The following is an 11,727-nucleotide window of genomic DNA, read 5'->3' as shown; positions in this document are numbered from 1 at the left end:
GAAAATTATTGATTGAAAACGATACCAGCCACGTTGACGTTGACGGATTTTACCTTAAACTTCGTCGCGCTTTCGACCTCTTTGCAAACGCTTTCCTGAATATCGTATGCAAGGTCGGGAACGGAAACGCCCGAAAACGCGTTAACGTAGACGTCGATTCGAACGGAATCCTCTCCGAGGATAAGGACCTGAACGCTTTTCTTTTCGCGTTTTTGTTTTTTACCGCGCATTCCCGCCACGCCGGACAAAGAAGCGACGCCTTCCACTTTGAAAGCCGCCACGCCCGCAATCGACGCAATAATGTCTTCGTATCTGGTGTCGTCCATTATGATTCCTCCGTAAAAATATTGTAACATAGTATATCTATTATTTCAAGCGGAATGGGCAAAATATACTAAGCCCGACGAAAGGACTTTTCAAGCGTCGTTTGCGAAAAAGAAAAATCGCCGTCCGTTTGAAACAGGCGGCGGTCTCTCGAAGCGGGAATATTTTATTCCGATCAAACCGTATACGGCGTGATAATGACTTTGCTTGCGGTCACTCCCGTTTCTTCCGTAATGATCGAGAGAATCTGCGCGGCGTCGGTTGCGTCGACTTCTCCCGCTTTCTTAACGATGACGTTGACGTTCGCCGTGGAGATCGTAACGACCGCATCCTCGAATCCTTTCGCTTTGATCAATCCTTCGAGAACGAGTTCGCTTTCCGCAAAGCCGGCGAGTTCTTCTCTCTTACTCTCGGCGGAAGTGATCGCCGCCGCGGAAGCGGTTTCGGAGTTTATGATCGAATCGTAATACATAAAACTTTCTTGCCTCGAAGAATCGCGCGCCGTCCGATAACTCGTAAAGAACGAAACGGTCGTCGACTCTCTGTCGTCGATTCTTCCGGAAACCGTCTTGGTCGAGCGATGCGAGATCAGGACGTTTAAGTACGCCGCCGCGATGAGCAGAACGACCATTGAGCAGATAATGATGATTTTCTTTTTGTTCGACATTGTTTTACCCTCCATTTTCCATTTGAAATATTTGTATTTGATCTACCGACGCTCCGGTAGCGATCTCCACGCAGCGAACGACCGAGACTCTTTTTTCCGAAGTATCCGCGCCTTTTGCGACGATGACGACGCCCGTAACGTCTTTTTTGTCGCCGTAGCTGATATAGACGCGCGCTTCTCCGATTCCTTGTATCTTCGACAAGAGCGCGGAAAGCCTCTGTTCTTCGTCCGTCATTTTCACTTCCGTCGCAAGGGTCGGCGCGTATCGGGACTTTCGACCGTTTGCGGAGATCGCGAAATAGGCGACGATCGCGATCAGGGCGAGGATCGCGGCAAGAACGATTTCGACGTTCTTTACGGATCGAAGCTTTGCGATCGGTTCGGACGACTTGAACTTTTGCCAAAGATCACGTATCGATTTCATGGATCACAACCCTATCCTCCTTTACGTTCAAATACGAAAGCGTTATCGCAAACGCGGATTCGACGTCCTCTTCTTTCGCCGAAAGAATGACCCGATCGATCTCGTTTTCGCCTTGGATCAGGACGGTTGCCGAAGCGCTCGCGATCCCGGAATCCCGAAAGACGGAAGTCAGCGAATCGGATAGCGCGGACTGTTTGTCCTCTTTGATAATTTGTATGAAACCCGAATCGATTTCATAACTCGACGCGGAAAAATTAAAAAAAGAATTTGCGTCGAATTTTAACGATAAAAGTTTCGGGATCGGTAAGATCATAACGTAAACGACCATAAGCGAGACGACCCCTTTGACGTACTTCGAGGTTTGCCCCTCGGGAAGCATGATCTCCGCAAGCGTAACGGTCAAAACCATTCCTACGACGCTCAAAATCCATCCTTTCATATCACAATACCCCCGCGTTACAGGTGACGACGACCAAAAGCAACGACACGATAAAGACGAAGCCCGTTCCGACGATCGCCGTAATCAAAACTTTCGTGCTGTTCGAAACCGAATATAAAAAGTCCGAAATCCTTTTATCACCGATCGGCTGGACGACGGACGCGACGACTTTTAACGCGAACGTAAAAACGACGATATGCAAAATCGGTTTCAATAGGATCGCCAAAACGCAGACGATCCCGATCACGCCGATCGCGTTTTTGATGAGGACGCACCCCGCGCTGATGAGATCGAATCCCTGCGATAAGTAGCCGCCGAGGATCGGGACGTAGCTCGAAACGACGAATTTCGCCGCTTTGACGCTGATTCCGTCCACCATTCCCCCGGTGATACCCGCGACGGTCAAATAGGTCAGAAACAAACCGAAAACCGAAGTTAAAACGAAGGTCGATCCGTAACGGATCGCGGATTGGATTTTATCCGTCTTTACCGTCGCGGAAAGATGCCCGATCAGGCAAAAAGCCACGGAAGCGGTAAACAAAGGCAGAATTAAGCTACCTATGATTTTGGAGATCAAAGCGCAGAAAAAAGCGAGTTGCGGCTTATAAAGCGTCGAAGAAACGCTCCCGCCGAGCGCGCTCATCAAAGTTACGAGCGGCGGAAACGCCGTCTCGGTCAGCCGAGTCAGTCGATTTACAAGGTCCGCGCTTTCTTTTACGATCCCTCCGACTTTGACCATGATCACGGTAACCGCAAGGGTATAAAAGACGTAATGGACGATCTCGATCGTCTGCTTATTCATAAATCCCGAGGTCAGTCCGGATAAAAGACTACTCAAAACCGCAAGAATCAAGACAGTCAATAACGCGGCGAACGTTTCGGAAAGCAAAGACGCGATATTTCCCCATAAATAGGACAAAATCGTCTTAAAGTCAAAGGAAAGCTCTCCCTTCGTCATACGCTTGACAAGATCGGCGAGAGAGCCTTTCAAAACCCCGTGATCGTCTATATCCCGAACGAATTCGTCAAGATCCGCGAGGTCGAGATTTTCAATATACTTTTCGATCGCTTTCGCTAATTCTTCATCCGGATTCGTTTTCGGTTTAATTCCTTTCGCCGATGCGCTCGACAGAGGCAAAGAGAAAAGCATCGCGGAAAAAATCAGGATAAGAAGGAATCGAAGAAACGGTTTCATACGATCGAAGAAATGACGCCGATCAGATTGGTCAAGACGGGAAAGGTCATAAAAAAGATCGAAATTTTTCCCGCAAGTTGGATCTTATTCGAGATACTCGAAACGCCGTAATCGTTGCAAAGGGAAGCGGCGTACTCCGTGATGTACCCCACGCCGAGGATCTTCAAAACGCCGGCGAACAGAGATTCGTCCACCCCGCTCTTTCCGACGAGAAGCCCGAATTCGGCGATTACGTCCGTTAACGAGGATAGAATGATAATCAGAATCAGCGCGCCGCTTGCGATCACGGCGAAAATATAGATTTCCGATTTTTCCTGCCGCAGAATCCCGGCGACGAGCGCGCCGATCAAGCCGACGCCGATCACTTTGACGATCTGCATATCAATATAAGCTGAAAATGGACTTGACGCTGTCAAACAAAGACGCGATCATATCAAGCACGATCACGAGCGCGATCACCAAAGACGCAAGCGTCGTCACCGTCGCGATCTCTTCTTTGTCGCTTTTCTTCAAAATCGTATTCATGATCGCCGCGAGCAACCCGATCCCCGCGATCTTAAACAAAACGCTTATATCCATAGTTTCCTCCCGTCAAACCAAAATGATAAAGAGAGCGGCGCCGACGAGGACGGCGAGTTTGAATCGTAACGCCGCGTCTTTTCGATAAGCGGCGCATTCGTTTTCGACGAATCGCTTTAACGTCGAGCACTTTGACGAAAGCGAAGCGATCTGCGATTCCGCATCCGTGGAACCGATCCCCGAAAGATACTCTTTTACGGCGTTCCGCTCTTTTTCACCGATCGGAGCCGAGACCTCGTTACCCTTCAAAAGCTCGGTGAACTCTTTACTTTTTCCTTGAAACGTCCGTTTGATCTCCGAAACGACCGTCCGTTCGGAAGAGATTTTTTCAAGAGCGTAACACAGAAAATCATAGTAGTCTTTATAGAAATCGGCTTTATTCAAAAGCCGCCGTTTCAACCATAATCCGACGAGCGACGCGGAAAGAAAGGCGCATGCGCCAGCAAAGACGGAGAACGCGCTCATCGCTTTTCGTCGCGAACGACCGAACCGACTTTCGGATCTTTGGAAAGGACGATCACCCGATCGAAAACCTTTTCAAGCGGCGCGAAAATCCCGTAAAAGACGAAGTCGCCCTTCCCGTGCAAAGTCGCGACGACTTTTACGCCGCCGTAATAGGCGCGAAGGACGCCTTCGACGTCCTCTTCGCCCGATAGTTCGTCGGTAACGATATAATCGGGGCTCAAAGCGCGAAGCGCGTTTTCGTACGCGATGCGCTTCGGAAATCCGACGAGGACGTCCGCATTCGATCCGAGATCCAGCGTTCGTTCGGTTTTGACGACTCCGCCGATTTCCCCTCTTTCATCCAAAACAGCGACGTTATTCCCCACGTTCGAAAGCTTCCTCGTAAGATCCCTTAAAAGCGTCGTTTTACCGCAGGCGGGCGGCGAAACGATCAGAACGTTTTGCTTGAAATTTCCGTCGATCCGAATAAAATCGGACGCGCCGAAGATTTGGTGAGGGACGCGATAAACGAGCGAAGTAACGTTCTTTACGTTCTTGATCGACCTGCCTTCCGAGACGCCCTCTCCCGCGACCCCGACGCGGACTCCGCCGCGAAGCGGCAAATATCCGCTGACGAGCCGTTCCGTCATCGCATACAAAGAGTGTTCGGTCGCGAGCATCAAGCATTCATCAAACTCTTCCTCGCGGATCGCGCGAGAAGAGATCGAGCGACGTTTTTCCGTCAGAAAGGTCAATGGAAGACCTCGCCTTACCCTGACTTCAAGCACGGGATCGGGAATCATTTTATATAGCGTTTCGGGAAAATAACCTTTTAACATACTTTACTGTATGCGAACTTGTCCCAAGCTATCACTTCCAAACCGAATTTTCGGGACAAGCAAAAAAAAGCGCCTCGGTTTTCCGAGGCGCAAGAAAGCGCGGTTAAATCAATTCGTCCTGTGTTTACCCGCAGAGACGATCCGAACCGTGGTGTCTTCGGGCAGATAAGAACCGATATCCGTTCTGTTTTGAATCGGGATCAAATCGGTTACGACGAATTCGCATAATCCGTCGTCATAGAAGAACGCGACCATATACGGCATCGTGACGACGCCCGAGAAGATAACCTTCCCTCTCGAAAGATCGGTGTCGATGATCTTCAGTCCTTTTCTGTAACGCTTGGAGATTTCAAGATCGCCGATCAAGACTCTTTTTCCGTATCCGAGTTCGGTAACGACGATGACTTCGCCCATATCGCTCGTCAGCGAAGCGGAAGAAATGGAATCGCCGTCCGCAAGCATCATTCCTTTGACGCCGGCGGAACGCCTTCCCTGAACGGGAACGTCCGTCGTCTCGGCGTTCAAAACCATTCCGTCGACGGAAACGAAAACCATGGAATCCCCTTCCTTGAAATTGCAAACGTTCAAAACGCGTTCGCCCTCTTTTACGACGGTCGCTTGGAAGTAGCTCTTGGAAAGCTGGACATACTCCTGCGACAGAGTGCGCTTAACCATACCGTCCGTCGTAAAGAAGACGATCGAATCTTCCGGCGAAGCCTTTTCGCCCTCGTCAAGGACGAGGATCGAGACGACTTTTTCCTCACGATCCGCTTGCGGAACAAGTTTTACGAAAGGCGTTCCGCGGTCTTTCCAAGACTTCTCGGGAAGGTCGGAGGCAGCGATCCTCGCGACGTTACCTTTATCGGTAAACGCATAGAAATTCTTATCCGAAGTCAGATAGACGATCTCTTTGACGACGTCGGCTTCGGTCAGACCGGAAAGGCTCTTTCCGCCCGCGCCGAGCGTGCGTTGATTGCAGAATTTGATATTGCCGTTCTCAAAGAGAACGATCCCGCCGTTTACGACAGGCTTGGACGCCGCTTCCTCGGGCTTGATTTCACTGACGACCGTTTCGCCGTCACCGTTTACGATCTCGGTGCGACGCGCCCTCTTATATCTCTTTTTGATATCGAGGAGTTCTTCTTTGATGACTTGATATTGCATACGGGTCGAACCGAGGACTTTGGTAAGATAATCGATCTTTTTTCTGAGTTCTTCGAGCTCGGTTATGATCTCATCCGTTTCGAGGTTGGTCAAGCGGCGAAGCTTCATTTCGACGATCGCGTTCGCTTGCTTTTCGGAAAGAGAAAATCTCTCGCGAAGAGCGTCTTTCGCGTCGCCTACGTTTCTCGCCTTTTTGATGATCGCGATGACTTCGTCGATATTTTGTATCGCGACAAGGAGACCGCGCAAGATCTCGTCACGCTCTTTCGCCGCGTTCAGATCGAAACGAGTGCGCCTTTGGATCAACGTGCGTTGATAATCGAGATAATACTTTAAGATCTCGCGAAGACCCATCAGACGGGGCTTCCCGTCAGCGATAACGACCATATTGATGCCGAAATTCGTTTGAAGATCGGTGTGTTTCAAAAGGAGTTTTACGATCCTGTCGACTTCGGCGTCGCGCTTCAATTTGATCGTCGCGCGGAGACCTTGACGGTCGGATTCATCCAAAATATCCGCGATCTGGACGAAAGGCTCCTTCTTGCTTTCACGAAGTTCGTTGATCTTTTGGAGAAGTTTCGCTTTGTTGACCTGATACGGAAGCTCGGTTATGACGATGCTCTTTTTATCGCCCTCGCGCTCGATATGCATTTTCGCGGTGATCTGGACTTTGCCCTTACCCGTTTCATAGGCTTGTTTCAGTTCTTCCCCCGCCGTCAAAATACCGCCGGTCGGGAAATCCGGTCCTTTGATGACCTTCATCAGTTCGTCCAGCTTGATATGCGGATCGTCGATCATCGCGACCGCGCCGTCGATCACTTCGGTGATATTATGCGTCGGAATATTCGTGGCGAGACCGACCGCAATACCCGAAGCGCCGTTTACGAGGAGGTTCGGGAATCTGCCCGGGAGCATATCCGGCTCTTTTAAGGTGTCGTCGAAGTTCAAGCTGTACGTTACGGTATCTTTATCGATATCGCGAAGCATTTCCTGCGCGATCGGAGCAAGGCGCGCTTCGGTATAACGCATTGCCGCCGCGCTGTCACCGTCCACCGAACCGAAGTTACCGTGACCGTCCACGAGCGGTTCGCTCATATTGAAAGATTGCGCGAGACGGACCAAAGCGTCGTACACGGAAGTATCGCCGTGCGGATGGTATTTACCCAAGCATTCACCGACGATACGCGCGCACTTTTTATGCGGTTTATCGTGCGTGATCCCAAGCTCGTACATACTGTACAAAATTCTGCGCTGAACGGGCTTTAATCCGTCTTCGACGCGCGGAAGCGCGCGATCCAAGATAACGTACTCGGAGTACGGGATCATCGACTCGTGAAGCACCTGCTCCACGGTTTTTTCGTACATTCTTTCGGAAGTTTCCTTGTTTTCCGTTTCCAATTCTCTTTCGTTAGACATTTAAGTACCCTTTTTTCTCGATTTCGTCTTTCCTGTTAAAGTTCGCGTATTGGTAGATATAGGACTTACGCGCGTCCACGTTGTCGCCCATCAGGGTCGAGATCAAACGATCGGCGGAAGCGGCGTCCTCGATCGAAACGCGCGTCAGGCAACGCGTTTCGGGATTCATCGTCGTGTCCCAAAGTTGCTCGGGGTTCATTTCGCCGAGACCTTTATAGCGTTGCAATTTATAATTCCTTCCGACTTCCGAAATAATCTGTTCGAGCGCGGAATCGTCGTAAGCATATTTTACGACGTCCTTTTTCTCGACTTTGAAAAGCGGCGGCATTCCGATAAAGAGGTGACCTTCCGTAATCAATTCTTTCATATAGCGGAAGAAGAAGGTTAAAAGAATGGAGCGAATGTGCGCGCCGTCTTGGTCTGCATCGGCGAGAATGATGACTTTGCCGAATTTCAAAGCGTTAACGTTGAATTCGGTATCGAAATTCGCGCCGAGCGCGGAAATAATCGTGCATATTTCTTCATTGGAAAGGAGTTGATCGATCCTTTTCTTTTCCGCGTTGATCGGCTTGCCGCGAAGCGGAAGGATCGCTTGATAGCGGCGATCTCTGCCCTGTTTCGCGCTGCCGCCTGCGGAATCGCCCTCGACGATAAAAAGCTCGTTCAACTCCGCTTTTTTGCCGGTGCAGTTCGCGAGTTTGCCGATCAGCATATTCGTCGTCGCGTTATTCTTCTGGCGCGCAAGCTCTTTCGCCTTTTTACCCGCTTCTCTGACCTTCGCCGCGCCGAGCGCCTTTTCGATGATCGCGTCGCCGCATTCGAAATGCTTTTTCTCGCTCAAATAAGCGTCGAGTTTTTCCATGACGATGCTTTCCACGAGCGGGCGGATCTCCGGGTTTCCGAGCTTGGTCTTCGTCTGTCCTTCGAATTGGACGTTTTGCATGCGGATCGAAAGGACGCAAGTCAACCCTTCGCGAAAATCTTCGCCTTGGAGCGAAGGATCTTTATCTTTGATCAATCCGCGCTTTCTCCCGTAATCGTTCATTACCTTGGTCAAAGCGCTCTTGAAACCGATCTCGTGCGTCCCGCCTTCGGTCGTCGGGATGCTGTTTACAAAAGAGAAAATGCTCTCGGTGTAGGCGCCGGTGTGTTGCATCGAAAGACCGAGATAAAATTTATCCTGCGAAACCTCGAATTCGATGGGCTCGGGGAACAGAGTTTCCTTTCCGTCGTTCAAATACTTTACGAAATCCGTGATTCCGCGCTCGTAACAAAACGTCGATTTGAGACTGTTCAAATCGTCGTCAAGTTGGCGTTTATCCTCGACGGAGATCGTGATCCCCTTATTCAAAAAGGCTTGTTCCTGAACGTGGGTGACGATCGTTTGATAATTGAAGACCTCTTTCCCGAAGACGCGTTTATCGGGCATAAAGCGGACGAAAGTCCCGTGTTTATCCGTCTTTTCCGCTGTCTCGACAAGCGCGGTGCGCGGAATACCGCTCAAAATCTTGCCGTTGATCTCGGGAGAATGGAACTCCTGCTTATAGACTTTTTTGTTTTTATAGATCGTGACGTCGAGCCATTCGGAAAGAGCGTTCGTAACGGACGCGCCGACGCCGTGCAAACCACCGGAAAAGGTGTAATTATCGTTATTGAATTTACCGCCCGCATGCAGTTGCGTAAAGACGACCTCGACGCCGCTGATGCCGAGCTGCGGATGTTTATCGACCGGGATACCGCGCCCGTCGTCCTCAACGGAAATGCTTCCGTCCGGATAAATGATGATCTCCACGCGAGAACCGAACCCGTTGCAGATCTCGTCCAGCGCATTATCGACGATCTCCCACAAGATATGGTGCAGACCTTTCGCGCCCGTCGTTCCGATATACATACCGGGGCGAAGGCGAACCGCTTCCAAACCTTCGAGAACTTGTATGTCCTTTGCGTTATACTCTTTGCTCACAAATGCCTCCGAAAAATCGACGCGATTCAAACGAACCGACGCTTCATATTTTCGCACAAAAAAAGCCTTTTGCGCTAAAATCTTCGATATTATACCATATCTTGTGGTTTTTGGGAAGTATTTATACTATATTTATTTTTTAATGACAGGTTCCGGGCGATTATATTGTAACTCATATGGATATTCGCCGCCCTTTTTCTTATCCGTTTTCGCATTATGCCCCGATAATGCGGAAGAATTCAGCACAGACGACAAAACGTTCAGCGGCATTTCTTCGGATCCGAAAAGAGGAGGATACGATCCCGAACCGCTCTCTCCTTTTTTTTCGAAAAACGGGAAAAGCTCTGAAATAGCGTTATTCCCGCCGAGCGCGCCCGATAACAATCCGCCGAGGTCGACGCCTTTTCCTCCGAGTAAAAAAGGCAGAAGCGCGCCGAGCGCGCCCGCCTTTCCCTTTCCGATCTCACCGAGTAGATTAGACAGATCCATAAACTCCCTCCGTAACAAAACTATATGCGCCGAAATATAATTCAGTGTGTAAAGGAGAAAACGATGGATTTCAGATCATTCAAAAATCAGGCGGATCAAAGAGAAAAAACGCAGGGTTCATTCGATCAAAACGACGCGAGAAAAACGGCGGAATCCTATAAAAACAAAAGCGATTCCGAGCTTCTTTCCGACATTTTCAAAGTTGCGAACGAACAAAAAGCAAACGGAAGTTTAAGCGACGAAAAACTTCGCGCGTTCGCCGACAGCGTCGCTCCGATGCTGAACGAGGAGCAAAAGCAACGGTTAAACGGCGTGATCGAAATGTTAAAAGGAAATCGATTAAAGCCTTGAAAGAACGGCGTGTAGATCCGAACGCAGCGCGTCCACTTCGGGATTGCCGAGCGCGCGATCTTCTCTCGGCATATCGAAAGAGCGATCGAAGAGGATCTTCGCGCCCGCCTCTTCTTTTTTCAAGACGACAATCCGATCCGCGACGAGGATGGCTTCAAGAATGCTATGAGTAACGAAAAGGGTCGTCCTCCTATCCTTCTCCCAAACCGAGAGAAAATAGCGGATCAATCGCTCTTGTAAAGCGAGATCGAGCCCTTTGAAAGGTTCGTCCATCAAAAGATAAGGCGCGCTGTAAGCGAGAGCGCGCGCGATCGCGACGCGTTGCGCCATTCCCCCGGACAGCTCCGACGGATAGAGTTTCGACGAGGAAGAGAGCTCCATGTCGGCAAGAAGAGATAAAGCTTTTTCCTTTCTTTCTTTCCTTTTCCCGGGAAGAACGATCGCGATATTATCGAGGACATTCAAATGAGGAAGAAGCCTTTGATCTTGAAATACGACCGAACACTTTTCCGGAGAAAACTCTTGTTTCACCAACCCGCAAAAAGCTTTCAGAAGAGTCGTTTTACCAGACCCGGAAGGACCGAGGACGCAGGTAATTTTATTCTCCTCGGGCTTGAATTCAAACCGATCGAAAATGACGTTTTCGCCGAAACGCACGGATATTACTTTATTTTCCATAATACCACCCCGTCGTCTTTTTCTTGATGAGAAGCACCGCGGTTTCGAGCAAAAAACCGAGAAGGATCGCCGCGATCGTCCAAGCGAGAAGGTTCGCGGTCTCGATATAAGCGGAGGAAGACTGCATATAACGCCCCATACTCTCTTTCGTCGAAGACAAGACTTCCGCCGCGACCGTCAACTTAACGGAGAAAGAAAGAGTGATCCCGACGCCGGTCAGGACGGCGGGCGTCATTTGCGGAACGTAAATTCGGGAAAAAAGTTTCAGGCGGGAAAATCCGTATACCTGTCCCATTTCGACGAGATTTTTATCGACTCCGTCCGACGCGTTCAAAACGGTCGTATAGAGCATCGGAAAGATTACGATAAACGTGATGACGAACGGCGCCGTCGCGCTCTTAAACCAAATCAAGACGAGCAAGATGACGGAAATCGTCGGCAGGACGCGCATAATGATCGCGATCGGAGAAAACGCGTTTCTGAAAAATGCGGATATTTTCGATAAAAATGCAAAAACACAAGCGAGAAAAAACGCGACGAGAAAGCTGAGAATCGTTCGAAGCAAGGTATGTCCTACCGCGACGTAAAAGAAGGAGCTTCCGAGCAAACGGAAAAAACTCGAAAGGGTTTCCGTCGGCGACGGCAGAATGATCGAAACGCCGATCCACGCCGCCGCGGCGTACCAAATCCCGATGAACGCCGCAAGACCGACGAGGGGCGCGACGATATTTTCAACGATCCTCTTTCTATCCATC

The 11,727-nt window shown here is 49.9% G+C and carries 15 protein-coding genes; 1 reads left to right on the top strand and 14 read right to left on the bottom strand.

Annotated elements, in window-relative coordinates; all coding sequences use genetic code 11:
• Positions 1–5: 5 nt before the first annotated feature.
• From K5753_00345 to K5753_00290, 12 genes are all read right to left on the bottom strand, one after another.
• Complete coding sequence (locus tag K5753_00345; protein MCR4725660.1) at positions 6–326, bottom strand: Asp23/Gls24 family envelope stress response protein; 321 nt, start codon at positions 324–326, stop codon at positions 6–8.
• Positions 327–499: 173 nt separating this feature from the next.
• Positions 500–991, bottom strand: a complete 492-nt coding sequence (locus tag K5753_00340; protein MCR4725659.1) for a SpoIIIAH-like family protein — start codon at positions 989–991, stop codon at positions 500–502.
• 4 nt (positions 992–995) lie between these two features.
• Positions 996–1,415: a hypothetical protein gene (locus K5753_00335; GenBank protein ID MCR4725658.1), complete on the bottom strand. Its 420-nt coding sequence runs from the start codon at positions 1,413–1,415 to the stop codon at positions 996–998.
• Positions 1,399–1,854 carry a stage III sporulation protein AF gene (locus K5753_00330; GenBank protein ID MCR4725657.1) on the bottom strand — a complete coding sequence of 152 codons (456 nt, stop codon included), beginning with the start codon at positions 1,852–1,854 and terminating at the stop codon, positions 1,399–1,401. The genes K5753_00335 and K5753_00330 overlap by 17 nt, the downstream gene beginning before the upstream one ends.
• A gap of 1 nt (position 1,855) precedes the next feature.
• A complete protein-coding gene (locus K5753_00325) occupies positions 1,856–3,049 on the bottom strand; it encodes a stage III sporulation protein AE (protein ID MCR4725656.1) in 1,194 nt (397 codons plus the stop codon).
• Positions 3,046–3,429 (bottom strand): hypothetical protein, encoded by a 384-nt coding sequence (locus K5753_00320; GenBank protein ID MCR4725655.1) that lies wholly within the window; start codon positions 3,427–3,429, stop codon positions 3,046–3,048. The genes K5753_00325 and K5753_00320 overlap by 4 nt, the downstream gene beginning before the upstream one ends.
• 1 nt (position 3,430) lies before the next feature.
• Complete coding sequence (spoIIIAC, locus tag K5753_00315) at positions 3,431–3,628, bottom strand: stage III sporulation protein AC (protein MCR4725654.1); 198 nt, start codon at positions 3,626–3,628, stop codon at positions 3,431–3,433.
• Positions 3,629–3,640: 12 nt separating this feature from the next.
• Positions 3,641–4,093, bottom strand: coding sequence for a hypothetical protein (locus K5753_00310; GenBank protein ID MCR4725653.1), 453 nt, complete (start codon positions 4,091–4,093; stop codon positions 3,641–3,643).
• Complete coding sequence (locus K5753_00305) at positions 4,090–4,911, bottom strand: hypothetical protein (protein MCR4725652.1); 822 nt, start codon at positions 4,909–4,911, stop codon at positions 4,090–4,092. Before K5753_00305 ends, K5753_00310 begins: the two co-directional genes overlap by 4 nt.
• A gap of 108 nt (positions 4,912–5,019) precedes the next feature.
• Positions 5,020–7,491, bottom strand: a complete 2,472-nt coding sequence (locus K5753_00300) for a DNA topoisomerase 4 subunit A (protein MCR4725651.1) — start codon at positions 7,489–7,491, stop codon at positions 5,020–5,022.
• Positions 7,484–9,454 (bottom strand): DNA gyrase subunit B, encoded by a 1,971-nt coding sequence (locus K5753_00295; protein MCR4725650.1) that lies wholly within the window; start codon positions 9,452–9,454, stop codon positions 7,484–7,486. Before K5753_00295 ends, K5753_00300 begins: the two co-directional genes overlap by 8 nt.
• Before the next feature lie 132 nt (positions 9,455–9,586).
• Positions 9,587–9,943 (bottom strand): hypothetical protein, encoded by a 357-nt coding sequence (locus K5753_00290; GenBank protein MCR4725649.1) that lies wholly within the window; start codon positions 9,941–9,943, stop codon positions 9,587–9,589.
• A 63-nt stretch (positions 9,944–10,006) separates the two neighbouring features.
• Here K5753_00290 and K5753_00285 point away from each other — a divergent pair, with 63 nt between their 5' ends.
• Positions 10,007–10,294 (top strand): hypothetical protein, encoded by a 288-nt coding sequence (locus K5753_00285; GenBank protein ID MCR4725648.1) that lies wholly within the window; start codon positions 10,007–10,009, stop codon positions 10,292–10,294.
• Here the strand turns inward: K5753_00285 and K5753_00280 are convergent.
• On the bottom strand, positions 10,283–10,972 hold the full coding sequence (locus tag K5753_00280) for an ATP-binding cassette domain-containing protein (GenBank protein ID MCR4725647.1): 690 nt from the start codon (positions 10,970–10,972) through the stop codon (positions 10,283–10,285). The genes K5753_00285 and K5753_00280 overlap by 12 nt on opposite strands.
• A complete protein-coding gene (locus tag K5753_00275; GenBank protein MCR4725646.1) occupies positions 10,962–11,726 on the bottom strand; it encodes an ABC transporter permease subunit in 765 nt (254 codons plus the stop codon). Before K5753_00275 ends, K5753_00280 begins: the two co-directional genes overlap by 11 nt.
• Position 11,727 lies beyond the last annotated feature (1 nt).

This window comes from Clostridia bacterium (assembly GCA_024685775.1).
In the GTDB taxonomy this organism is placed as follows: domain Bacteria; phylum Bacillota; class Clostridia; order Christensenellales; family CAG-1252; genus CAG-1252.
The sequence above is the reverse complement of the archived record's forward strand: the minus strand, read 5'-3'. Positions and strand labels throughout refer to the sequence as shown.

Excerpts from the sequence above, each read along its gene's own strand:
- K5753_00345 (MCR4725660.1), bottom strand. The coding sequence starts at position 326 with ATGGACGACACCAGATACGAAGACATTATTGCGTCGATTGCGGGCGTG.
- K5753_00340 (MCR4725659.1), bottom strand. The coding sequence starts at position 991 with ATGTCGAACAAAAAGAAAATCATCATTATCTGCTCAATGGTCGTTCTG.
- K5753_00335 (MCR4725658.1), bottom strand. The coding sequence starts at position 1,415 with ATGAAATCGATACGTGATCTTTGGCAAAAGTTCAAGTCGTCCGAACCG.
- K5753_00330 (MCR4725657.1), bottom strand. The coding sequence starts at position 1,854 with ATGAAAGGATGGATTTTGAGCGTCGTAGGAATGGTTTTGACCGTTACG.
- K5753_00325 (MCR4725656.1), bottom strand. The coding sequence starts at position 3,049 with ATGAAACCGTTTCTTCGATTCCTTCTTATCCTGATTTTTTCCGCGATG.
- K5753_00320 (MCR4725655.1), bottom strand. The coding sequence starts at position 3,429 with ATGCAGATCGTCAAAGTGATCGGCGTCGGCTTGATCGGCGCGCTCGTC.
- spoIIIAC (MCR4725654.1), bottom strand. The coding sequence starts at position 3,628 with ATGGATATAAGCGTTTTGTTTAAGATCGCGGGGATCGGGTTGCTCGCG.
- K5753_00310 (MCR4725653.1), bottom strand. The coding sequence starts at position 4,093 with ATGAGCGCGTTCTCCGTCTTTGCTGGCGCATGCGCCTTTCTTTCCGCG.
- K5753_00305 (MCR4725652.1), bottom strand. The coding sequence starts at position 4,911 with ATGTTAAAAGGTTATTTTCCCGAAACGCTATATAAAATGATTCCCGAT.
- K5753_00300 (MCR4725651.1), bottom strand. The coding sequence starts at position 7,491 with ATGTCTAACGAAAGAGAATTGGAAACGGAAAACAAGGAAACTTCCGAA.
- K5753_00290 (MCR4725649.1), bottom strand. The coding sequence starts at position 9,943 with ATGGATCTGTCTAATCTACTCGGTGAGATCGGAAAGGGAAAGGCGGGC.
- K5753_00285 (MCR4725648.1), top strand. The coding sequence starts at position 10,007 with ATGGATTTCAGATCATTCAAAAATCAGGCGGATCAAAGAGAAAAAACG.
- K5753_00280 (MCR4725647.1), bottom strand. The coding sequence starts at position 10,972 with ATGGAAAATAAAGTAATATCCGTGCGTTTCGGCGAAAACGTCATTTTC.
- K5753_00275 (MCR4725646.1), bottom strand. The coding sequence starts at position 11,726 with ATGGATAGAAAGAGGATCGTTGAAAATATCGTCGCGCCCCTCGTCGGT.